Below are 23,222 nucleotides of genomic sequence, written 5' to 3' on the forward strand. Positions count from 1 at the left end.
CGTCCTTCGTCGGAGGGGAACGGCGGCCACGACGGCGTTCGGGGGCCCGTCGTCCGCCCTGCCTGCCCGGGTTGGGCGGTTTCAGCGGAAGCGCAGTCTTGGAGCCTCACGAGGTGGACGTCCAGGCATCAGTGCCACTGAGCAGCAGAGCGCGGAGAACCACCGGATCACTCGGCAGGCGGCGACCCGGACTGCTGCCGCTCAGTGGCAGCCGACGCTTCGCTCCGCTTGTCAAGCGGTCCTACCGTCGCTGCAAACCGGTGACGCCCTCGTCGCCCGACCTGAGCCCTGCACCTCCACCGACGAGAAGGGCGACCCTCCGTGGACGTCAGCAGTATGCGTACAACCCCGCAAGGACACTTCACGTCGAGATGGGGTCTGCCGGAGTACACCGACTGGCAGGACGAGAGCATGTCGTGGAAGGAGACGTGCTACATCGGCGACTGGTCGTTCCTGTGGGAGCGGCGTTACCGCGGTCCCGAGGTGCTCAAGCTGTTCTCCGACTACTCGGTGAACAGCTTCGCGAAGTTCGACCTGGACCAGTCCAAGCACGTCGTCCACTGCAACCAGAACGGGAAGGTGATCCACGAGGGGATCCTCAGCCGGGTCGGCGAGGAGGAGTTCGTCCTCTTCGGCCGCGGTACCTTCCTGATGGACCACCACCTGCGCAGGGGCAGGTACAACGTGTCCTCGGAGGTCCTCGACCTGCACGTCCTGCAGGTCTCCGGGCCGACCGCCGTGCACGTCGTCGAGAAGGCCGCCGGGGAGTCGCTGCGCGACGTGAAGTTCATGCACTCACGCACGATCCGCGTGGGCGGACACGAGGTGCGTGCCCTGCGCCAGGGCATGGCCGGAGAGATCGGCTTCGAGTTGCAGGGCCCGAGTGAGAACACCGAGGACGTCGTGGCAGCGATCCTGGAGGCGGGCGAGGAGTTCGGGATCCGGCGGCTCGGCGGCCGGACGGTGTTCATCAACCACCTGGAGGCCTGCTTCCCGACGATCATCACCGACTATCTGCCGGCCATGTACGGCGACGACATGGCGGAGTACCGCGAGGAGTTCCTGGCGGCGATGCCGGCGGCGTCGGCGACCTTCAACATCGCCGGCAGCTTCGAGTCCGACGACGTCAGCGACTGGTACCGCTCCCCCGTCGAGCTCGGCTGGGGGAACCGGATCAGGTTCGACCACGACTTCGTGGGGCGCGCCGCCCTCGAGGTGGAGAAGGCCGCCCCGCGACGGGTGATGCGCACGCTGGTGTGGAACGCCGACGACGTCGCCGACGTCTACGGGTCGCTGTTCCGGTCGGGGACGCCCTACGACTACATGGAGATCCCCCGCGACCAGCGCGGGTTCGCGTGGAACGACCAGGTGCTCGTCGGCGACAGCCTCGTCGGGGCCGCGACGTCGCGCGGGTACAGCTACTACTTCCGCGAGATGCTGTCGCTCTGTGTCATCGACGTCGCCCACAGCGAACCCGGTACCCCGGTCGAGGTGCTCTGGGGGAACCCGGGCAGCCCGCAGAAGCGCATCCGCGCGACCGTCGCGCCGGCGCCGTACAAGCAGGACAACCGCCGAGCCGACCTCTCCTCGTCGTGACCGGTCCGGCCCACCTCACCCGGAGAACCTCATGACCGCAACCCCGACCGCGCTGCCCCTGCAGCGCGCCACCCCCGCCGCCCGGACCGGTGCGGATCACGGCCGGCTGCTGATCCAGTGCCAGGACCGGGCCGGAGTGGTCTCGGCGGTGAGTACGTTCCTCACGGCGGCCGGGGCGAACATCGTGTCGCTGGACCAGTTCTCCACCGCCGCGGAGGACGGGGCGTTCTTCCAGCGCACCGAGTTCCACCTGCCCGGTCTGAGCGCCGCCCGCGACGAGTTGGAGCGGACCTTCGCCACGGACGTGGCCGAGAGGTTCGGCATGGAGTTCCGGCTGACCGAGAAGACGAAGCCCAAACGTGTGGCGATCATGGTGTCCAAGACCGACCACTGCGTGCTGGACCTCCTCTGGCGGCATCGGCGCGGCGAGCTGGACATGAACGTCGCTCTCGTGATCTCCAACCACCCCGACCTGGCCGATGAGGTCCGCCCGTTCGGGATTCCGTACTTCCACATTGCCGCGACCCGGGACAACCGGCCCGAGGCCGAGGCACGGATCTTGGAGCTGTTGCGCGGAAACGTCGATCTGGTGGTACTGGCCCGCTACATGCAGATCATCACGCCGGATTTCCTCGACCGCGTGGACTGCCCGCTGATCAACATCCACCACTCGTTCCTGCCCGCGTTCATCGGCGCCGGCCCCTACCAGCGGGCCAAGGAACGTGGCGTCAAGCTCATCGGAGCCACCGCCCACTACGTCACCGCCGACCTGGACGAGGGCCCGATCATCGAACAGGACGTCGTCCGCGTCGACCACGGGCACACCGCCACCGACCTGGTGCGCCTCGGCGCCGACGTCGAACGCGCCGTGCTGTCCAGAGCCGTGCGCTGGCACCTGGAGGACCGGGTCGCCCGGCACGGCAACACCACCATCGTCTTCTGACGCGCATCCGCAACCACAGCACTCATCGTCGAACGGCCACCACCACATCAACGAGGATTGGGGACAGGGACCATGAGCATGCGCACGAACACGGCCGACCCCGGCCTGCCGACCACGGCCGCGGAGGTCAACTACGCCGTCGACACCGGCGGCCGGGGAAGGTTCGACGTGGTCGAGCCCGAACGCACCAACCTCCGCCTCGACGCGACGCCGGTGCGGATCGCCGACGCCCGGCCCGCCCTGAGCGACCTGGATCTCATGCGGGACGGGTACACGCTCGTCGACCATCACAGCGCCGTGACCTCGGCCGACGACAAGCAGCTGTTCGAGACGGTGTACCTGGACGAGATGAGCTCGTTGATCCAGCGGATCACGGGCGCACGGGAGGTCCGGCCTCAGCGCAGTACCACGTTCGTCCGCAAGAACGAGTGGACGGCCGAGGGCGGGATCGGCCCCGTCCGCTACACCCACCTCGACTACACCCCGCTCAGCGTCGAGTCATGGCTCAAGCTGTCGGAGGAGGACGACGGTCCGATCGCCCCCTTCCGACGGGTCGTCATCGTCCAGGCCTGGCGTGCGCTGTCCGAATCCCGGCAGGAGAGCTCACTGGCACTGATCGATCCGGCCACCATGGACTACGACGACGACACCATGGTGTTCGACGCCCGGTTCGGCCCGGAGGAGTTTCCGTCGTGCTTCTTCGAGCTCAGGCTGGTGAAGAGCAACCCCGCTCACCGTTGGCTGCACTTCGACTCGATGAAACCGGACGAGGTCCTGCTGTTCCAGGGATATGACTCCGACAAGCGTTCGGGCAGCGGCGTCGCGCACACCGCCTTCGACCGCCCCGCGGGCACCCCGGGCCTCGTGCCGCGGCACAGTGTCGAAGCGCGGTTCCTGGCGTTCTTCGAGTAGGCGGCAGCTGGGGACGTACTCGGGTCAGCTCCGTGCAGGCCGTACAGCTTCCGGCCCCACCGGGGACGCCGGAACTCCGCCCGATCCGGGGTCCCGTCTCGTCGTCCGTCCGTCAGGTCTGCGCCCGGCTCCGCTCGTCGGCCGGATCAGCACCGTTGCGCTCATCGGTCCGACGGCTCGACACCGGTCCCTGCCGGGAGGCGATCGAGGGTTCGCCCCCGGCAGGGACCCCTGCGTCTACCCCGCGGGGCCCGTTGCTCGATGCCACGACGACTCAACGATGTCTTGTCTCACACGGGGCCTGTCGGCGAGCCGCCGTCACGCCGGTGGCACGGACGAGCAGCAGTATGGCCAGCGTGCTGAGGGTGAATGCGAGCGACTCCGGCACCGCGGCGGCGGCCCCGTGTTCCTCCCAGGCGGTGTCCGGGTCGGCGTGCAGCCGTTCCGAGAGGGAGATCAGTGCCTCGGCATGCCGGTCGACCTGGCACCGGGCAACCTCTTTCGGTGCCGTCATCGCTGATCGCCCGGAACACCGTAGGAGGATGCGGACGCCGGATCGAGACCGCGCCACACATTGTCGTTCCGCGCGGCAACCATACGGTGACGAGGTCGGCCAGACGTTCGATCGGATCGTCGTCCCAGCCCACGCGAAGGTCAGCCACCCGCCAGCCCACGTCCGCGAGGACCGCCAGGCCGGTGGATTGCACTGGTGCCTTCTCGCCACCGGCCGCCCCGCGGCACGCATGGCGGCGGCCAAACACTCCTCCAGTCCCCTATTGGTCGCGAAGTAGGTGTCCAGGAGGACATGGGGAATGCGCTTCCCGGCCAGCATGTTGCCGGCCGCCACCGCGCCGTCCGCGGTGGCCGAGGCGTGCGTGCCGGGCGTCTACGAACCGCTGAAGGCGTAGCCGGGACCGGTTCGGCCAAGGACCGTCAACTGCAGGAAGTCCATGCTCCCCTTGACGCCGGGCGTGCCGGTGACGTCGGCCAACGCACGCTGTGCGTCGCCGTGCCTGGCCAGCCGGTCGATCAGCTTCGTGCTGAGGGAGGGGTCGGTCATGTTCTGCGAGACTCGGCACCGATGCCGGGCCGCAGGTGGGCGACGCGTGCGGCGACCGCGGAACTCGACGAGCTGACCGCGAGCCCGAACCGCTCATCATCACGAAACGAGTGAAAACGTCACGGTCGGGCCTCCGGTCAAAATGGGGTGCACCGCCCGGGCCGGACGCCTGCATCGGCCCAAGCAGGGCAGGGGCGAGCCCAGTGCGGTGGATTACGCCCGAGACCTACGGCACCGCTGTGGCAACTCACCGCGCGCCACCTTTAGTTAGTTTCGGCTTCCCGGGTCCGACCCTACGATGAGCGCGACACCGGGAACTGCCCGGTGCTCCACGAGAGGAGGCACGACCGTGACCACGACAGTCCTCGGCCTGCCCGCAGGCCGCCTTTCTCTCGCCTCATGGAGCACCTCCAGCGATGTCTCACGACCATCTCTCGCAGCACCCTCAGCACCCGGCCTTTCCTGACGGATTCAGCACCGACGCCTACCGCCACGTCCCGCCGCCGGGCGACATCGACGACCGGTTCGTCTTCGAGTTCCGTACCTACGACGACCTCGAGGACGGTCGGCGCTGGTCGACCTGGCACGACGTCGAACGCCTCTGCCAAGGCCCTGAGCCGCGTCCGGCCTGGGTGGTGACCTCGCAGGGCGCGGTCGACACCGAGCTCGGCATCCTCAAGACCGGCAAGGAGGCCGACGTCCACCTCGTCGAGCGCGCCGACCCGCACGACCCCGCCGCGGGCGTGGTCATGGCGGCCAAGCGGTACCGCTCTCCCGAGCGCCAGACATTCCACCGCTCCGCGTCCTACACCGAGGGCCGCTCGATGAAGCGCTCCCGTGACGAGCGGGCCCTCAAGCGGAAGAGCACCTTCGGCCGCCAGCTCGCGGCCGACGAGTGGGCGGTGTCCGAGTGGGGCGCGCTGGTGCGGCTCTGGAGCCTCGGACTCCCGGTTCCCTACCCGGTCCAGATCGACGGCACCGAGATCCTGATGGAGTGGATCACCGTCGTGGACGAGGACGGCACCGTCGCGACCGCGCCCCGGCTCGCGCAGACCCGGCCCTCACCCGAGCTGCTGGAGTCGTACTTCGGGCAACTCACCGATGCGCTCGCGACGATGGTGCAGAACGGCGTCGTGCACGGCGACCTCTCGGCGTACAACATCCTGGCGGCCGGCGAGCGGGTGGTCGTCATCGACCTGCCCCAGATCGTCGACCTGGTCGGCAACCACAACGCGATGACGTTCCTCCAGCGGGACTGTGCCAACATCTGCGACTGGTTCCGCTCCCGGGGCCTCGACGTCGACGAGCACGCGCTGTTCGCGGAGCTGATCGCGCACGCCTTCTGAACCGGCCGGGCTGCTGGCGGCGAGCTACTACGCCGCCACGGCCCGGTTCGGACCGGCTCCGACCAGTGCGATCGTCTTCGACAGCACGGGCGGGGCCGGTGTCCGGAGGAAGCCGCTCCCGTCACCGGGGGCGGCGAACCACCGGGCGGCCCGCCGTCTGCTCCACCGGCCCTTACAGGTGCTCTGCGATCGCGTCCGACACGGCCTGCATGCCGGCGCTGTTGGGATGGAAGGCACTCATGATGGTGGAGCCACGCAGGCGTGCGGGCAGTCCGTTCACCCAGGGTTCGGCCGAGCCGAGGGCGTGGTCACCACTGCGCTCCCCCATGGCGACGAGTTCTGCCCCGGAGCGGCTCGCGGCACGCTGGAAGACGGCGGCGACATCGTCGCCCAGCCGACGGAACTCCTTCAGTGTCGTCGCGTCGAAGGGGGTCGCACGGCTGTCGCGGGTGTCGGGTCCGAGCACCGTCAGGTAGTCCACCAGGAGCACCCGCGCGTCCTTCGCCCGGCGCCGCGTCTCCTCCACGATCCGGGCGAGACCGGCCGCCGCCCGGTCGATGTCGTCCTCCGACGGCCGCGGCACACCCCGCTTGCCGAAAGCCGCGCCCAGCGGCCGGGTGAGGGCGCGGGACGAGAGCCGGGCCGCCAGGCCCAGCCGCACCATGCTGCCGATGTAGTCGAGGTCGTTGCCGCCCGCGGTGATCGTCACGAGGTCGGCGTCCGCGGGCAGGCCCTCCAACTGGGGCGCGAAGGTGTGGAACATGACGCGTTGCGGCGTGGAGATGATCGTCTCCGTGGTGGCTCCGCTCACGGTCAGGTCGGTGAGTTCGGCACCGAGCCGGGCGGCGAGCAGCCCGGGGTAGTTCCGCGTCGAACGGTGCGCTCTGCGCTCGGCGAGCGGCTCGATACCGGGTCCCGAGGCGAACGAGCTTCCCAGCGCGGCGATGCGGCGGACGGACTCCGTGGTCATGTGGTCTTTCTCCTTTGGTGGTTGATCGATCCGTCGGCAGTCGCGGGATCGTCGGTGTATGGCTTCTCGTCCGGCCGCCGGGGGGACGGCCGGTCCGGGGTCATCGTGAACAGGTCCGCAGGACCTGCTCGATGCCCGCGTCGTCCAGGGCGATCGGCCGGGTCCCGGGGGCCGCGGCCTGCATCAGGCGGGCCAGTACCCGCCCCGGTGGCATCTGGACGGCACGGGTCACGCCGAGTTCGGCGAGCACCCGCGTCGCGTCGTACCACCGCACCGGACGGGCGACGGAGCGTGCGAGGTCGTCGAGCACGGCAGCGGCGTCTTCGCGGACGCGCCGGCCTCGCACGTTGGTCAGGTAGGGCACCCGCTGCGGGCGGCGGGGCACGCCGGTGAGATGTCCGGCCAGGCGTTCGGCGACGGGTTCCTGCAAGGGGCAGTGCGACGCGACGGTCACCTCCAGGCGCTTCCAGCGACGCGCGCCCAGGCCGGGCGCGGCCGACTCCGCCCGCCCCAGGGCCGTCGCCGTACCGGACAGGACGATCTGGTCCGCGGCGTTGACGTTGGCCACCCACAGAGGGTCGTCCGCGGTGCTCACCCGTTCGGTGAGGGTCCGTGCGTCGCGCGCGCCCAGTCCGAGTACGGCGGCCATGCCCCACTGGCCGTCGGCGCAGACCCGCCGCATGAGTTCGCCCCGCAGGTGCACGGCCCCGATCGCCTCCTCGAAGGTCAGGACGCCCGCTGTGACGGCGGCGGCGAACGCGCCGACGGAGTGACCGGCCACGAGGTCCGGGCGCAGACCGTGCTCCTCGGTGAGGACGCGGGCCGCCGCCACTCCGGCGATGAGCAGGGCCAGTTGGGTGTACGTCGTGACGCGCAACGCCTCGGGAGTGTCCAGCGTGTCCGGGTCCCGGGCGCCGATCCGGTGGAGCGCAGTCGCCGCCTCGCCGAGCGTCTCGGCGACCTCGGGAGAGGTCGGCAACGCGTGCAGCATGCCCGGGCGTTGGGACCCTTGTCCGGGGTAGAGGAAGGCGAGGCTCATCCCGCCGTCTCCCGGGCGACGGTGACCAGGCGCGGACCGTCGGCGGTACGCAGCAGGACCTCGGTCGTCGACGCGGCGAGATCCCCCAGTGCCACGGCGCCTTGATCGGTTTCGATCAGGCAGTCGACGCGCGCGGGCAGTTCCCCGAGTGCGGCGTGGAGGCGTTCCGCCACGCCGCGGATCGGCAGTCGCGCACTGCGGATCAGCAGGTCCAGATCGCTCGTGGCCGTCACCGCGGGCATCCCGGTGGCCAGTTCGAACCCCACACTGCCGGTCGGCCCCCACGGCAGGTCGACGCACCCCTGGATCAACGAGGCGGCGGCGTGCAGCGTGTGAAGCGCCGGAAGGTCCCGGTTCGCTCTGCCGAGACGCGTGGCGAGTTCCTCGGGGCGGAGCGCCTCGGCCACCCATTCGGCGGGGATCTCCAGGGCGCAACGCAGTGCCCGTACCGGTCCGCAGACGCCGACGGCGATCCGGTCGGCCGCTGTCGCCGGGGCCCGGCGGACGACGACCCAGGGGGTGGTGGCCAAGGCTGAGGCCACCCAGACCGGGGTGCCGACGGGCAGGACGCTCCGCCGCCGGGACAGGCGCAGCAGGTCGTGCGGGCGTACCGCGGTCATGCTCGCCACTGTGCGGCCATCCTGTCCCGGACCCGGCGCGACGCGGCACGGGCGGTGACCGCCGCCGCGGAGTCCAGTCGGCCCGAGAGATCGCCCGCTCCGGTACGGGCGTCCTCGATCGCCCGTGCCACCGCGTGGCGAACGCTCGCCACGTCCTCGGGCGTCGGGTTGTCAGCGTTCCGCACCGGCAGGAGTCCGTCGCAGAAGCCCAGGCGCGCCCAGTCCCGCACCCGGTAGCTCAGCGGCAGGATCTTCTGGGCGAGTTCGGCGAGTTCCTCGACGGAGCGCAGGGTGACACGCGCCGCGGCGGCCTGGTGCATGGCGTGGATCTCCACACCGGGGTCGTCCAGGGCGAGGATCCGCTGTGCCTGCAGGCCGTGGGCGAGGAAGCCGCCGGACAGCGCACGGCCGACGACGAGAGTGACCACGGGGTGACCGTCCCGGCGCGCGCTCGCGCAGGCGTCGACCGCCGCGGCGATCGCCTGGTGCAGTCCCGCCATCTCCTCGATCCGGCCGTATGCCTGGCTCGGCAGGTCCACCACCGCGACGACGGCCCGTCGGTGCCCGGTCCGCGCGTCCTCGGAGACGATGTCCCGCACGGTCCGGGCGAGGGCAACGCATTCGGCCAGTCCGACCTCGCCGCCGCGGGCGCGGTGGAACGGGGCGGACGGATCGGGGACGACCGCCAGGTACACGGCGTCGGGGGTGTCCGCGCGTACGACCGAGGGGATGACCGGGGTCGGCTCGCCGCCCAGGGCGGCGAGCCAGGCCAGGCCGCGGCTTGGACCGCCCACGTCCACGCGGCGCTGCCGCGGACCGGGGTGGTCATGGGTGCCAGCCCTCTCGAAGAGGGCTCGGAGTTCGAACGGTGTCGGCGGATGCGCGGGATCCAGCGCATCCACGCACGCGGCCAGGACGTCGAGCCGCTCGCTGCGGTGCTGACCGGGGTCGGTGACACCGGCGGCCACAGCCGCCGTGACGGCGCGGCGCAACGCGTCGGCGTCGTCGGGCACAAGTGTGTCGGCCTGACCGATCGCGTGGCGTTGCGCACCACCGTGGACGGCCCAGATCAGGGGGCGGTCGGACGCGTCGAACTCGGCCGGTCCGGCTTCCTGCTCGATGACCGCGGGGCCGTTGAGCCCCAGCCTGCCCTGCGGGGTCATGATCAGACGGGTGCAGAGCCCGGCGACGATGCCGAGGCCGCCGAAGCAGCCGACCTGACCGGCCACGACGCCGATCACCGGGGCGAGTTCACGCAGCTCCAGCACGGCGGAGCAGATCTCGGCGACCGCGTTGAGGCCGAGGTTGGCCTCGTGCAGGCGGACCCCTCCGGTCTCCAGGAGCAGCACGGCCGCCGTCGGTACACCGGCACGGCAGTCGGCGGCGGCCAGCAGCAGTGCCTGGCTGATCTTCGCGCCGGAGACCTCGCCGATGCCGCCTCCGAGGAACCCCTGCTCGATCGAGACGACGACGACCCGGGCTCCGTCGATGGTGCCGCGCAGGACGACCACGCCGTCGTCCGCCTGCGGGACCATGCCCTGGGGCTCCAGCCAGGGCGACTCCAGGTGGTCGAAGGGATCGCACACCTCCCGGCCCGACCCGCCGTCCACCAGGGCGTGGGCCCGGGCGCGGGCGTCGTACTCGATGAAGCTGCGGCGGGTGAGAACCTGCCGCCAGTCGGTGCCTGTGCTCACGGCTGCTCCTCAGAGGTGTCGGTAGCGGCCTCCGCGGCCTGGCCGAGCCTCAGCGCGACCACTCCGGGGGTGGCGCCGGAGTCGTTCAGATCCCAGTGGCCGGCCAGTGGGACGCGGGCGAAGAAACGCTCGAGCACCTGGCCCCACACGGTGTCGAAGCCGTCGACGCTGGTGCGTACCCGAACCTCGGCGTACGCGACGGACGTGGTCGGGGGCACGAGAAGGATCTCGAGGTCACCGGAGGCGACGACGCCGGTGTGGACCGGCCGTACCGGCACCCGGTCAGCGGGGAAACGGTAGACGAGTGTCTGCATGGGAACGCGTGTGTCCTTTCACTGCCGGAGGGGTCTTCGGGGCCGCCGGGAGGGAGTCGAGGAAGAGCGCGGCGGCGAGCAGGTCGGCGCTGCCGCCCGGGGACAGGCGCCGGGACAGTGCCAGAGCGTCGAGTTCGGACAGCCGCCGTCGGCCGGCGGGATCGGCGGTGCCTCCGACGGCCAGGACGTCTGCCGCACCTCGCTGGATGATCGCGAGTCCGGCGGGCCCACCTCGGTGCAGCACGCAGGTGTCCGGCAGATGGGCCATCACGGACAGCAGGGCGTCCAGCCGCGCGCTGGTCTCGTCCGCGCCGCGAGCCCGCGCCCGCCGCAGCATGGGCAGCGCATGGCCCGTCACGTGGGGAAAGCCCGCCGCCGCCTCACCGCGCGCGCCCGGCGCACCGTAGCGACGGCCCGCCCCGGCGCCGTGGGAGGTCCCCTGAGCGGGTGGCACCGCCGAGTCCGGCAGCCGGGCCAGGCCCGCGGCGAAACGTACGGCGTCGCCGATGCCGTGCCGCCGGGCGGCGCCCGCGGCAAGGAGCCCTACGGCCCACAGTGCGCCCCGGTGTGTGTTGACGCCGCCGGTGACCTGGAGCATCTGGCGCTCCCCGGCCCGGCCGGCGGCTCCGATCCGCGCGCGGAGTTCCGGCCCGAGGGGCAGTTCGACGGCCAGTCGGGCGCAGTGGGCGAACGCGCCGCGCAGGGCGTCCGCCGATCTCACCAGCAGGGCGTGGTCCATGTCGGTGTGGGCGCCGTTGTCGCGCGGGTCGACCAGGCCCGGTTTGGGGGCGAGGTCGGCTTCCGCGCGCAGCGCGGCCACGGCCAGGTCGGCGACGGCGTCCGGGGTGGGTGTGCGAGCCCCGGTGTGACGTTGCGGCACGGTGCTCACCACTCCCGGAACCGGGCGGGAGGGTCGTACAGTCCGCCCGACCACGCCACCAGGTCCTCGATGCTGCGCGCGGCCAGCAGTGACCGGTTCGCCAGCCGGACCTCGACCCCCAGGTCCTCCGGCAGGGCGACCAGCCCGTCCCGGCGCAGGGACTCGGTCCGCGCGGTGTCGGCTTGGCGGCCCACGGGGGTGATGCCCGCGATCGCCGCCAGGGCCGCACGCCGGTCGGCGAGGCTGTGCGCCTTGTACAGGTAGGCCACGCCTTCCTCGGTCACCACGTGTGTGACGTCGTCGCCGTAGATCATCACGGGTGGGACGGGCATACCGGCCGATGCGCCGACCTCGACGGCGTCCAGTGTCTCGACGAACGTGGGGAGGCCGCCGGCGCGGAAGCTCTGTGCCATCTGTACGACGAGTTTGCGGCCGCGCAGCATGGGCGCCTCGCCGTGCAGCAGACTCAGCCACGCGGGCGAGGCATGACGGCGGCCCCCCGGGTCGTGCCCCATGTTCGGCGCCCCGCCGAAGCCGGACAGCCGCCCATCGGTGACGGTGGAGGAGTTGGCGTCGCCGTCGATCTGGAGCGACGAGCCGATGAACATGTCGATCGCGTACTGGCCGGCCAGCTGGCACAGCACCCGGTTCGAGCGCAGTGAGCCGTCGCGGCCGGTGAAGAAGACGTCGGGGCGCGCGGCCGTGTACCGCTCCATGCCCGGCTCGCCGCCGAAGCAATGCACCGACTCCACCCAGCCCGACTCGATCGCCGGGATGAGAGTCGGGTGGGGGTTGAGTGTCCAGTGCCGGGCGATGCGTCCCTTCAGCCCCAGTCGCTCCCCGTAGGTCGGCAGGATCAGCTCGATCGCCGCGGTGTCGAAGCCGATGCCGTGGTTCAGCGAGACCACCTCGTGCCGTTCGTACACGCCTCGCAGCGCGATCATGGCCATGAGGATCTGTACGTCGCCGATGTGGCGCGGGTCGCGGGTGAACAGGGGCTCCAGGGCGAACGGCCGGTCGGCGCCCACCACGAGGTCCACCCAGTCGCCGGGCACGTCCACCCGGGGCAGGTCGGTGACGCTGTCGACGATCTCGTCGGCCTGGACCAGGACCACGCCGTCGCGGAACGCCGTCGCCTCGGCGATGGTGGGCGTGTCCTCGGTGTTCGGCCCCGTGTAGAGGTTGCCGTCACGGTCGGCCTTGGCCGCGCACAGCAGCGCGACATGCGGGGTCAGGTCGGTGAACATCCGCGCGTACAGCTCGACGTACGTGTGGATCGACCCGATCGTGACCGTCCCGTCCTCCACCAACTGCGCCAGCCGCAGACTCTGCGGGCCCGCGTACGCCAGGTCCAGGCGGCGGGCGATGCCCGACTCGAACAGGTCCAGGTGTTCCGGCCGGGACACCGACGAGATCAGCATGTGCAGGTCGTGCACCCGTTGCGGATCGCATGCGGCCAGTGTGCGGGAGAGGAAGTCCGCCTGCTTCTGGTTGTCGCCCTCCAGTGCGACCCTGTCGCCCGGCCTCAGCAGATTCTCCAGCGCCTGGCGCAGCCGGCCGGGGTCGAGTATCTTCCCCTCCCGGTACGGCGCGAGCGCGTCGAGCCGCTCTGCCTTGGCCCTGCGGCGCCGGTCCCATAGGGCCGGCACGGCCTCTCTAGCGGACATGGATCCTCTTTCGTCGCATGCGGCGTCACCGCGCCGCTGGTGTGGACCCCCTGACTCGAATTCTTGGAGATACCGGTGGGGTAGGCGAATGCACTCGTACGCACTGCTTATACTGTAAGTACATAACGGCTGCGCCTGCTGTACTTCGCGGCGCATCACCCGAGGCGGCACATGTCAGAAGGCCGGGAAACCTCCTCGACCACCCCTGCGGAGACGTTCGCTCCGCGACTCGTCCAGTTCCTCGCCGTCGCCCGCCATGAGAATGTCAGCCGAGCCGCAGAACAGCTCTGGCTCGGGCAGTCGGCACTAAGCCGTGCGATCACCCGGCTGGAAGCCGACCTCGGCCTGGCGCTGTTCAGCCACCAGTCCCGTCGCCTGAAGCTGACGCCCGCCGGGCGAACGCTCGCCACTCTGCTGGAACCGCTGGTACGGCACATCGACCAAGCCGTGGAAGAGGCAGGCGGATCCGTGGATCCCCAGCACGGCCATGTCCGCCTGGGCTTCCTGAGGTCCATGGGCGACGAGGTCGTGCCCACCATGATCAGTGCCTTCGCCGCGCGGGAGCCGGACATCGAGTTCACGGTCCTGAAGGAGGGCAGCAACGCGGACCTGCTCGGCGCGCTGCGGGACGGGGAGATCGACCTCGCCCTGCTCGCCCCGGAACCGAAGGAGCCGGACATCGCCGGCGAGCTGCTGGAGACCCAACGGCTTCATCTGGAGGTGCCCGCGAACCACCGGCTCGCCGCTGTCGGCACCGCCCGTTTCCAGGACCTGGCCGCGGAGACCTTCGTCGCCCTGACCAGCGGCTACGGTCTGCGGCAGATCCTGGACGGCGTATGCCGGGCCGCCGGTTTCCGTCCGAACATCGCGTTCCAGGGCGACGACATCCGCACCGTACGCGCTCTGGTCGCCTCCGGCGCAGGTATCGCGCTGCTACCGCCCGCCGCCCAGCCCTCGGCCGGCACGGTGGCCGTGCCCGTCACCGAACCCGTCGCCACCCGCGATGTCTGCCTCGTCCGGAGCACGACGAACCGCCTCAGCGCCCCGGCCGAGACCTTCCGGGCCTTCATGGTCGCCCAGCGTGGACAACTGTTCCCCTGCACGGACACGTGAAGCGGGGCGGCATCCCTTCCGGATGCCGCCCCGCGCCGCCGCCTCTTTTCAGGTCAGCCGAATGGAGGCCGATATACCACGCTCTCAGTCGATTTCTGTTCCCCGCTCATGAGCGGGACTCGACCGCACCGTCGTTCCGCTGCCCGGCGGGAACCGTGGGCGAGGTCGGCGCGGGCAGATCGAGGCTGCTGCGAAGGCTGACCGGTTTCATCAGAAGGGCGGCGACGACAGCGAGGACGGCTGCGGCCGCCGAAAGGAGGAAGACCTGCGCCGTCGCGTCGCCGTAGGCCGCGCGGACGACCGCCCGCACGGCGTGCGACGGCTCGGTGGCTCCGGAGACGGCGGCGCCCGTGGAAGGCAGACCGGCGGCGGCGAGACCGTGGGTGATCCGGTCCTGGACCTGCCGGGCCAGTATCGCGCCGAGCACCGAGACACCGATCGTGCCGCCCATGGAGCGGAAGAAGGACACCGTCGAACTGGCCGCTCCCACGTCTTTCAGGGCCACGGTGTTCTGCACGGTGAGCACGAAGTTCTGCAAGGTCATGCCGACGCCCATGCCGACGCACATCATCGCGGTGCCGAGGAAAGCCATGGACGTGGTGGAGTCGATGGTGCCGAGCCCTGCGGACCCGGCCGTGAGGAGCAGGGCGCCGGTGACGAGGAACGGTTTGATCTTTCCGGTACGGCTGATGAGACGACCCGCGATCGTGGAGGCGATCAGGGTGCCGGCCATCATGGGAATCGTCAGCAGGCCCGCCGCGGTGGGGGTCTGTTCCCGGCTGAGCTGGAAGTACTGGCTAAGGAACACGCCACTGCCGAACATGGCCGTCCCTACGGCGAGGCTGCCGAGGATGGCGAGAGCGGTCGTGCGCTGTCTGACGATGCCGAGGGGGATGACGGGCTCGGCGGCGCGGGTCTCCACCCACGCGGCCGAGGCGAGCAGCGCCAGAGCGGCCGTCACCATGGCGGCGGTCTGCCACGAGGCCCAGGCGAAGGAGTTGTCGAGGAACGACACCCAGATCAGCAGCGCACTGACGCCTGCGGCGATCAGCGTGGCACCCCAGTAGTCGATCTTGACGTTCTCCCGGTGTGCGGAAGGAAGACTCAGCGCCTGCCGGAGCAGCAGGAGCGCGAGGACGGCGAGGGGCAGACTGATGAAGAAGCACCACCGCCATCCGAGCCAGCCGGTGTCGACGATGACCCCGCCGAGGAGTGGGCCGCCGATGGTCGACGCGGCCGTCACACTGCCCAGGTAACCGCTGTACCGGCCGCGCTCACGGGGCGGGATCATGGCTGCGATCGTGATCTGGACGAGGGCCTGCACGCCACCCACCCCTACGCCCTGAATGGCTCGCGCGGCGATGAGCTGACCGGCGCTCTGGCTGATCCCGGAGGCCACGGACCCCAGCATGAAGACGGCCACGGACACCTGCACGAGGGTCTTCTTGCTGAAGAGGTCTGCCAGCTTGCCCCAGATCGGAGTGGTGGCCGTGGTCGTGAGGAGCGTGGCGGTGACGATCCACGCGTACTGGTCCTGCGATCCGTGCACGGCTCGGATGATCTTCGGCAGGGCGGTCGAGACGACCGTGCTGCTGAGTGTCGAGACGAACAGGGCGAGCAGAAGGCCGCTGAGGGCTTTCAGCACAGGGCCGCGCGAGGTGACCGGCTCGTCCACGGACCTGGGTTCCTCCAGAGGATGCTTCATCGGACCGGCTCACAATGACTGTTGGGGTGCCGCTGCACCACCGGCGCCTCGGTCATGCCGACGCTCCGGGGGTGTGCCTCGCCACGTTCGCACCGCGTTGCTCCGCCCATGGCGGTGAAGACGGCGGCCGTTCGGCAGCCGTCGCCAGGGGGCAGCTCCACCTGTGGCTGTCTCCGCGGAGCGGACGGCACGGTCGGCCGAGGATCCGGTGACGAGCCGAACCCCGTCGTAGGAGCAAGCAGATCCCGTAACGAGCCGAACCCCCTCGCAGGAGCGAGCGCCCGGTGTGACGGCGGCCAGTAGAAATTGGTTCAGGCCGCGATTCCGTGAATCCGCAGATCATGATCGGAGCAGGATTCGGGTGCGGAGGAGGCGGAACGAGGCTCGGCCGTACATGGTCCGCTTGATGGTCTTGATGCGGTTGACGTGGCCTTCGACGATGCCCGAACTCCACGGCAGTGTGAGGCCGGCGGTGACCGCGTCGAGGTCGAGGCACAGACTCTGCGCGAAGGACAAGACCGGGGCGGGTGCGTCGTGCTCGGCTTGGCGGACCCACTCCAAGAGCCGGTGACCGCGCCGGTGTTGGACCAGGTCGTGGAAGGTCCAGGCGAGGTCGCAGGCCCGGGCGATGTCCGGGCACGCCAGCCGGACTTTGAGGAGTTCGTCCTCCTCTTGGTGCTTCAGGGCACTGCGGGGAACCATGATCCAAGTGGTGATCTTGCGTGGGCTCGGGATGGCTCCGCGGGCGGGTTCGACGGTCCCGGTCTTGAGTCCGGCCACGTAACGGCGCACGGGTAGATCGCTGCCCTGGTAGCCGCGTTGGCGGATCTCGCGGAAGAGGTCGGTCGGGCTGGTCACGCCGTCGGTGAACCGTTCGGTGAGGTAGGCGGTGAACGGCTCCAGCACTCCCTTGGGGCGGCCGCACCGGGCGGAGGCCAGCAGCTCGTCGAGGCCGGTGTCGCGGAAGTGGCGGACGGTCTTGCGGTCCAGGTGCAGTCGCCGGGCGATCTCGGAGATGGTGTGCCCCTGTGCCAGCAGGCGGTGGATGTCCGAGTACCGGTCGACGGTACGGACGGCCATCTTTGTGGGCGGCAGAGTCGGCGGAGGAAGCGGATTGATGATCCGCCTGGGCTTTGCGTCTTGGTCGGCTTCGGCCTGTTTGCGCAGGCAGGGGCGGTGCTGGTGGCATGTCTTCTCGACCGCGGAGGAGAGGTTGTGCAGCAGGTGCCATCGGTCGGCGACCTCCTGAGCGCCGGGGGCGGCGTCGCGGACGGCCTTGGAGTAGGCGCTGGCCCGGTCCCTGCAGATGATCTCCGCGCCGGGGTGTTCACGCAGCCAGGCAGCGAAGGTCACCGCGTCCCGGTCCGGCAGGACGTCCACGACCTGGGCCGCCTCGATGTCGACCAGGACGGTGCCGTAACGCCAGCCCTTGCGGAAGGCGAACTCGTCAACACCCAGCACCCGAGGCGACCGCTCGGGCACTGCCGGGGCAGTGAGCAACCCCAGCAGGTAGGTGCGGCCGGTGGGTAACTGCAGGGCCTGGCACAGGCGTTCACCTGGGCGTCCGCCCAGGAACGTTGCGATGGCCTGCATCCATCGCCGCAGCCCGACGCTGTGACGCCGGTACCGCTCGCTCAGCTCCGAGACCTGCTCGACGAACGTCCGCCGGCGGCACTCGGGCCGGTCGCAGAAGAACCGACGCACGCTGAGCGAGATGGCCAACGGCCGTCCCGCAGCCGGGCGTTCGGCTATCCGGCGCACGTATCGAGAGTGCACGCGACGTCCCGGACAGCCGCAGTCTGGACAGGGAGGTGGTCGCCCGCATGAACTCGGCGAGGTGCCCGACCGCCCGGTTCCCTACTGGGGCTGGGGCAACCTCCCGGACCAGTACGCGCGCCGGTGGGACGGGGATGATGGGGAGTCGCCGATGCCGAAGCGGCCGGTCCGCGGCCTCAGCGACCTGCCTCCGATCCTGCCGTGGTGGGGCGAACACCGCCGGGGATGACGTCACGCTGCGTACACCAAGTGGCCGCCAGTGGGGAATTGAAGTGGCCGTGGTGGGGAGACGAAGTGGCCGCGCGTGGGGAAATCTAACTGGCCGCTGACACCGGTGGCAGCCGACCTGACCGGCAGGCGAGACAGCTTCCGGCCCGGTTTCGGCGCCGGCCCGTCCGTCTCCGCGTCGGCAGGCGCCGAGGGAGATTCCGGTCGGTGGCCGTGTGCCCTCGCCGAAGTGGTGGTCGTGGAAGACGACCACGCCGGGCCGGAGGGGAAGTCGTGCCTCGCCGTCTCCCCGGGGGCTGCTGGTGCTGCCCCCTCCGCCCGTTGGCGCACGGCGGCGGCTCCCCTGAGAAAGGTGGGGGTGGATCGTGGTCACAGGGTCTCCGCAGGACGGGTACGCGCCCGCGCCAGGGCGGCAGGGGCACACGAGGGCTTCGGCTCAGGTACCGGGTGAATGTCGCCACCGTAGCCTCGACTCATCAAAAATAGAAGCTCGCATCTAAATTGATGGGTCGGGGATTCCGCCCTATGCTCGACCCGTGACGAAGCAGGCGAAGACAGCGAGCGGCGGGGCCCGCGGCCCTCGGGGAGCCTACGCGAAGACAGCCGAAGTGCGGCAGAAGATTCTCGACGCCTGCGTCGAGGCGTTCGGCGCCGGAGGTTTCCACGGGGCCACCATGAGGGAGATCGCGAAGCTGGCCGGCATCAGCCAGACCGGACTGCTGCACCATTTCGACAGCAAGGCGGAACTGCTCATCGAGGTACTCGCCGCACACGAGCGGGAGACCTCCAGGATCGTACGGGAAGCGGACGACCTCGATGCACTGCAGGCTCAACTGCAGGTCACACACGCCAACGAAGCCCGCCCCGGGCTGATCCAGCTGCACAGCATGATCGCGGGCGAAGCCACCGCCGACGACCATCCCGCGCACGAGCTGTACCGGGCCCGCTATGACAGTCTGCGCCTGCATCTGACCCGGATCTTCGCGGAGTTGCGCGGTCGCGGATGCCTGAAGGTGGACACCAAGCCCGAGATCCTCGCCAACCTGTTCGTCGCCGTCATGGACGGACTCCAGATCCAGTGGCTGTACGCCCCGGGCGCGGTGGACATCTCGACAGGCCTGGAGGCTTTCATCGCGGGGGTGGTGGACGACGAGGCCCGAGAATCGCCGCACGGCCGAGACGGCTCGTCAGCCAGCCCGAACGCTAAATACGAATCCGAATTCGACATTTAACCAGGAAGAGCTCCATGACAGAGACATCGGCTCCAGGGCGCAGCCATGACGCTGTGTTCCCTGACGGCGTAGGACCCACAGGCGGAAGGAGGGCACGTCGTACCCGCCGGAGGCATGCGCACACCGCGGCGCTCGGGGGATCGGCCACCGACCGACAGGACCATCGCGCCCATCCCGGGCACTTCGCTCCGCTGCTGGCGTCCGGTGACAACGACCCCTGAACTGGGGGCCGTTGCAGGGTGCCTTTCCGCCGGCTCGGCACGATACTCAGGACATGCCGTTCGTGTTGTTCATGACCCTGCCCGGACTGGTCGTCGCGCTGACCCTGCTGGCCTTCGTCGACCAGCTACTGCTGCGTGCGGGACGGGCCGGTGTGCTGCCGTGCCGAAACAGCGCGCGTCAGGGGCAGATATCAGCGACCGGGTTCGAGCAACTGCATGCCAACCTCTCCCCAGGCAAGCAGCACGAGTTGAAGGAGCGGCAGTCGTCACTGGTCATGCCGGACAACCAGGATGACGGCGCCCCGCCGAATAGGACGACAGTGGATCTGACCGCGGGGAAGGCGGTCGTACGGATCCCGCGCTCCGGGCGGTAGAAGTACCCACCCAACCCTCGCACCCAGGGCGGTAGAAGTATCGCCCGACCGTCGATGACACACGCTCCGGATTCGTCGGCACAAGACCTGTCGTGGTTCGTCGCGTATGGCGCGACCACAACTGCTCGATGAGGCCCGGGAGTTCGTCCCGTAGTTCCTGCCGACGATGATCGAGGGGGACGTGCCACTGGTCCGCCTGGCTCACGGTTGCATGCGTCTGTCATGACGCCGTCATGAGGCAGATCCGCAGGGACTTCTCGCTCCGCGATGAAGGCCACCACTGAGGAGAGAACCAGGCCAGAGCGGCCACCGGCAAGAGCGAGACGGGCAGCCAGGTGGATTCACCTCGCCGTCGACCGCCTGCGCCGTCACGTCGGCGCTCATCCCGACCGCCGGCCGGGCCGCCGACAGCCCGCAGTCCATCCTCGTACAGAGGAGGGGAGCGTCTGCGACCTGCGCCACCCCTCCAGATTCAGGCCTGAGGGCCTCACACGAACGCCCCTTTGACCACCACCACACCCGCCCTGCCCGCCGGCGCCACGAGCCTTGGGCGCACAGAGCAGCGCGACATGCCCACACAGAAACGGACCGCCATACACGCCAGGCCGGCACTGATCGTCACGACCCACACCCTGGGGCGGTTATGGCCCTCGAATCCGCTCACCTTCTCGCCCCGGCACCCGAGAGTCACCGCACCGCCGGTATCGCCCTGGTGAAACACAGTCAACTCTCGCCTCGGCTCACCGAATTGACCTTGTCCTCCTCCGCCCTCACCGGCACGGCCGAGGTGCGTGTCCTGCTTCCTCGGGGCTACGGCGTGGAGGAGGGGCGCAGTTACCCCGTGCTGCACCTCTACCACGGTGGCGGACAGAGCGCTTCGAGCTGGACGCGGGACGGAGCCGCGGAGGAGATCACCGCCGATCTGCCCGCCATCGTGGTGATGCCGGACGCCGGCTGCACGGACTGGTACGCCGACTGGTGGAACGACGGCGATCACGGTCGGCCGATGTGGGAGACCTTCCACATCGGCCTGCTCATCCCGTGGGTGGACGAGCACTACCGCACGATCCCGGTGCGCGGGGCACGGGCCGTCGCCGGACTGTCGATGGGCGGGTTCGGAGCCCTCTCGTACGCCGCCCGGCATCCCGATCTCTTCGGTGCGGTCGGCTCGTTCTCCGGAGACGTCGATCACCAGAATCTGGAGATGCGCACCATCATCGAGCAACTCCACCCCTGCCTCTGGGGCCCGTGGGCGACGCAGGAAGTCCGCTGGCGAGGGGACAACCCCTGGGACCTGGGGGCCAATCTGGCCGGACTGGACGTGTCTCTGTACACGGGCAACGGGCACCCCCGCCAGGACGGCGAAGCCGTGGACCGCACGGAACAGAGAATCTGGCAGGAGAACGTCTCCCTGCACGAGCGTCTGCTGACTCTCGGCACCCGGCACCGGTGGCACGACTACGGCGCCGGCAGCCACACCTGGCCCTACTGGCAGGCGAGCCTCCGCGCCTGGATACCGCACCTGAAGGCATGCTTCGCCCGCCACGCGCAACACCCTGAGATCCCCCGATCATTCACCTTCTCGTCGATCAGGCCGCAGTACAGCACCTACGGCTGGAGCGTGCGGATGCGTCGTGACGTGACCGAGTTCAGCGCGCTGAAGGTGGCGCGCACGGGGCATTTCACGGTGTTCGGGAACGGCGCGGCCACGGTACGGACACCTCCCCTGGCCCGTCCGGGCAGCCGGCATAGCCTCACCGTCCACGACCGCGAGGCCGCTTCGGTGCGCACGGTCTCCGCCGACAGCCAGGGGCGCCTGGCGATCACCGTCTCCCTGGGCCCCGGCAACCCGTACCAGCAGTACTCGCAAGAAGCCGAGGCATCGAGTTCCGGCCCCAGCCCCGACGACGTGCCGTTCCACGTCAGGGGTGACGGCTCCCGCTTCCACCGGGCCGAGGTGACCATCCTCCAGCACTGAGACCCGCCGGGTTCACCCTCGGCGTCAGATGCGGGCGGGCGGCGGGAGACCGCCGCCGGACACCTCCTGCCCCGCACCCGTCGGGTGAAGCCGGCGCCACGGGGGCACGAACAGCAGGTGACCGGCACCGGTCGAGCACCAGGGGCGGCGCAGACTCCCCTTGCGGAACGATCCACAGGACATAGGTATTGCCCCGCGCTACTTATGCGCATAACTTATGCGCACCACCGCTCGATGGAGAGTCCTATGACCGAGCCCACCCTGTCCCTTGACGCACCTGAAGCCGGTGCTCAGCCCGCGTCCCCCCGGCCCCCCAGGAGGCTTGCTGTCGCGATCGCTCTCGCGGTCGCGTGCTGGATCGGCCCGCTCATCGCCGGAGGCAGCGTGCTGCTGCCCGCCCGCCTCGAAGTGCTCGCCCCCGCGAACAAGGTGACGCTTCTCTCCACGATCGCGGCCGTCGCCGCGGTCGTGGCCCTGGTGATGAACCTCGTCTTCGGTGCCCTTTCGGACCGGACCCGCGGCCGTCTCGGACGCCGGACCCCCTGGATGCTGCTCGGTTCCATCGGATGCGCTGTGGGGCTGCTGATCTGCGGGTTCGCGCCGAACGTCGCCACGCTGATCATCGGATGGCTCGTCTTCCAGCTCTTCGTCAACGCGATCATCGCCGGACTCATCGCCGTGGTGCCCGACCGGGTGCCGACCGCTCATCAGGGCTCGTACTCGGCCGTGTACGGCGTCTCGCTGATGGCGGGCGCCGGCGTCGGCACCGCGGCCGCCGGAGCTTTCGTGGCCCACCCCTCGGCTGGCTTCTTCGTGTTCGCCGTGGTCGTGCTCCTGGCCGGTCCGGTGATGGCGGTGCTAGCACCGGACCGCCCGAGCACCGACCTTCCGCCATCCCCCCTCACCACCAAGACACTGTTCGCGAGCTTCAGCTTCCCGACCAAGGGAGCGCGCGACTTCTACCTGGCCGGTGCCGGCAAGTTCCTGTTCGTCATCGCCGCGTACTCGGTCTCGGGCTTCCAGCTCTACATCCTGACCGACTTCATCGGCCTGGCGAAGGCCGACGCCGGCGGCATCATCAGCATCACCGCGCTGATCAACCTCGTGCTCGGCCTGCTCTTCGGGTCGATCTCGGGACCCGTTTCCGACCGTCTGGGACGTCGGAAGGTGCTGGTCATGGGCGCGGCGATCGTCGTCGCCGGCGGAATGGTGATCCTCGCCGTGTTCCAGTCCGTACCGGCGCTGTTCACCTACACCGTCATCGGCGGCATCGGCCTGGCCGTGTTCAACTCCGTGGACCAGGCACTCAACTACGAGGTGCTGCCGTCCAGCGCGTCGAGCGCCAAGGACCTCGGCGTCCTCAACGTGGCCAACACCGGCGGGCAGATCGTCGGACCCGCCATCGCCGGTGGGGCGATCGCCACCGGCCTCGGCTACGGCGGCCTCCTCTACTGCCTCGCCGGCGCCCTCGTGCTCTCGGCACTCGTGCTCGCCCCGATCAAAAAGGCCCGGTGATCAGCGTCAGCCCACGCCGTGCGGCGTGGGCTGACGCTC

The 23,222-nt window shown here is 70.0% G+C and carries 18 protein-coding genes and 1 pseudogene; 9 read left to right on the forward strand and 10 right to left on the reverse strand.

Annotation, left to right across the window (positions count from 1 at the left end):
* Nucleotides 1-321: 321 nt before the first annotated feature.
* From J8M51_RS01565 to J8M51_RS01575, 3 genes are all read left to right on the forward strand, one after another.
* On the forward strand, nucleotides 322-1,596 hold the full coding sequence (locus J8M51_RS01565; protein WP_218781430.1) for an aminomethyl transferase family protein: 1,275 nt from the start codon (nucleotides 322-324) through the stop codon (nucleotides 1,594-1,596).
* Between the two features lie 31 nt (nucleotides 1,597-1,627).
* Nucleotides 1,628-2,539 carry a formyltetrahydrofolate deformylase gene (gene purU / locus J8M51_RS01570; RefSeq protein ID WP_086755326.1) on the forward strand — a complete coding sequence of 304 codons (912 nt, stop codon included), beginning with the start codon at nucleotides 1,628-1,630 and terminating at the stop codon, nucleotides 2,537-2,539.
* Nucleotides 2,540-2,617: 78 nt separating this feature from the next.
* Nucleotides 2,618-3,451 (forward strand): CmcJ/NvfI family oxidoreductase, encoded by an 834-nt coding sequence (locus J8M51_RS01575; RefSeq protein ID WP_143673150.1) that lies wholly within the window; start codon nucleotides 2,618-2,620, stop codon nucleotides 3,449-3,451.
* 886 nt (nucleotides 3,452-4,337) lie between these two features.
* Here J8M51_RS01575 and J8M51_RS01580 read toward each other — a convergent pair.
* On the reverse strand, nucleotides 4,338-4,511 hold the full coding sequence (locus tag J8M51_RS01580) for a hypothetical protein (RefSeq protein ID WP_218781431.1): 174 nt from the start codon (nucleotides 4,509-4,511) through the stop codon (nucleotides 4,338-4,340).
* Between the two features lie 416 nt (nucleotides 4,512-4,927).
* On the opposite strand from J8M51_RS01580, the gene J8M51_RS01585 reads away from it, so the two are divergent.
* Entirely contained in the window at nucleotides 4,928-5,857 is a 930-nt protein-coding gene (locus J8M51_RS01585) for a serine protein kinase RIO (protein ID WP_086755329.1), read from the forward strand.
* Between the two features lie 172 nt (nucleotides 5,858-6,029).
* Here J8M51_RS01585 and J8M51_RS01590 read toward each other — a convergent pair whose 3' ends face one another.
* From J8M51_RS01590 to mdcA, 7 genes are all read right to left on the reverse strand, one after another.
* Nucleotides 6,030-6,827, reverse strand: a complete 798-nt coding sequence (locus J8M51_RS01590; RefSeq protein ID WP_086755330.1) for an SGNH/GDSL hydrolase family protein — start codon at nucleotides 6,825-6,827, stop codon at nucleotides 6,030-6,032.
* A gap of 100 nt (nucleotides 6,828-6,927) precedes the next feature.
* Nucleotides 6,928-7,866, reverse strand: coding sequence for an ACP S-malonyltransferase (locus J8M51_RS01595; protein ID WP_086755331.1), 939 nt, complete (start codon nucleotides 7,864-7,866; stop codon nucleotides 6,928-6,930).
* Nucleotides 7,863-8,486 (reverse strand): malonate decarboxylase holo-ACP synthase, encoded by a 624-nt coding sequence (locus J8M51_RS01600; RefSeq protein WP_086755341.1) that lies wholly within the window; start codon nucleotides 8,484-8,486, stop codon nucleotides 7,863-7,865. Before J8M51_RS01600 ends, J8M51_RS01595 begins: the two co-directional genes overlap by 4 nt.
* Nucleotides 8,483-10,180, reverse strand: a complete 1,698-nt coding sequence (mdcD, locus tag J8M51_RS01605; RefSeq protein ID WP_086755332.1) for a biotin-independent malonate decarboxylase subunit beta — start codon at nucleotides 10,178-10,180, stop codon at nucleotides 8,483-8,485. Before mdcD ends, J8M51_RS01600 begins: the two co-directional genes overlap by 4 nt.
* Nucleotides 10,177-10,494, reverse strand: coding sequence for a malonate decarboxylase acyl carrier protein (mdcC, locus tag J8M51_RS01610; RefSeq protein WP_086755333.1), 318 nt, complete (start codon nucleotides 10,492-10,494; stop codon nucleotides 10,177-10,179). Before mdcC ends, mdcD begins: the two co-directional genes overlap by 4 nt.
* On the reverse strand, nucleotides 10,463-11,374 hold the full coding sequence (gene mdcB / locus J8M51_RS01615) for a triphosphoribosyl-dephospho-CoA synthase MdcB (protein WP_179203058.1): 912 nt from the start codon (nucleotides 11,372-11,374) through the stop codon (nucleotides 10,463-10,465). The genes mdcC and mdcB overlap by 32 nt, the downstream gene beginning before the upstream one ends.
* Before the next feature lie 5 nt (nucleotides 11,375-11,379).
* Nucleotides 11,380-13,041 (reverse strand): malonate decarboxylase subunit alpha, encoded by a 1,662-nt coding sequence (gene mdcA / locus J8M51_RS01620; protein WP_086755335.1) that lies wholly within the window; start codon nucleotides 13,039-13,041, stop codon nucleotides 11,380-11,382.
* Nucleotides 13,042-13,212: 171 nt separating this feature from the next.
* On the opposite strand from mdcA, the gene J8M51_RS01625 reads away from it, so the two are divergent.
* On the forward strand, nucleotides 13,213-14,154 hold the full coding sequence (locus J8M51_RS01625; protein ID WP_086755336.1) for a LysR substrate-binding domain-containing protein: 942 nt from the start codon (nucleotides 13,213-13,215) through the stop codon (nucleotides 14,152-14,154).
* A 106-nt stretch (nucleotides 14,155-14,260) separates the two neighbouring features.
* Here the strand turns inward: J8M51_RS01625 and J8M51_RS01630 are convergent, their stop codons facing one another.
* Entirely contained in the window at nucleotides 14,261-15,859 is a 1,599-nt protein-coding gene (locus J8M51_RS01630) for an MDR family MFS transporter (protein WP_086755337.1), read from the reverse strand.
* Between the two features lie 339 nt (nucleotides 15,860-16,198).
* A pseudogene (locus J8M51_RS01635) lies at nucleotides 16,199-17,665 on the reverse strand (ISL3 family transposase); the annotation flags it as partial.
* A gap of 734 nt (nucleotides 17,666-18,399) precedes the next feature.
* Between J8M51_RS01635 and J8M51_RS01640 the strand changes: the two are divergent.
* From J8M51_RS01640 to J8M51_RS01655, 4 genes are all read left to right on the forward strand, one after another.
* The gene (locus tag J8M51_RS01640; RefSeq protein WP_086755966.1) at nucleotides 18,400-19,095 is read left to right on the forward strand and encodes a TetR/AcrR family transcriptional regulator; all 696 of its coding nucleotides are present in this window, start codon (nucleotides 18,400-18,402) and stop codon (nucleotides 19,093-19,095) included.
* A 274-nt stretch (nucleotides 19,096-19,369) separates the two neighbouring features.
* On the forward strand, nucleotides 19,370-19,690 hold the full coding sequence (locus J8M51_RS01645; protein WP_086755968.1) for a DUF6191 domain-containing protein: 321 nt from the start codon (nucleotides 19,370-19,372) through the stop codon (nucleotides 19,688-19,690).
* A gap of 754 nt (nucleotides 19,691-20,444) precedes the next feature.
* Complete coding sequence (locus tag J8M51_RS01650; protein ID WP_179203110.1) at nucleotides 20,445-21,668, forward strand: alpha/beta hydrolase; 1,224 nt, start codon at nucleotides 20,445-20,447, stop codon at nucleotides 21,666-21,668.
* A 246-nt stretch (nucleotides 21,669-21,914) separates the two neighbouring features.
* Nucleotides 21,915-23,183, forward strand: a complete 1,269-nt coding sequence (locus tag J8M51_RS01655) for an MFS transporter (RefSeq protein ID WP_179203111.1) — start codon at nucleotides 21,915-21,917, stop codon at nucleotides 23,181-23,183.
* Nucleotides 23,184-23,222: the final 39 nt, after the last annotated feature.

Origin of the sequence: Streptomyces griseiscabiei, from assembly GCF_020010925.1 — a bacterium.
In the GTDB taxonomy this organism is placed as follows: Bacteria; Actinomycetota; Actinomycetes; order Streptomycetales; family Streptomycetaceae; genus Streptomyces; species Streptomyces griseiscabiei.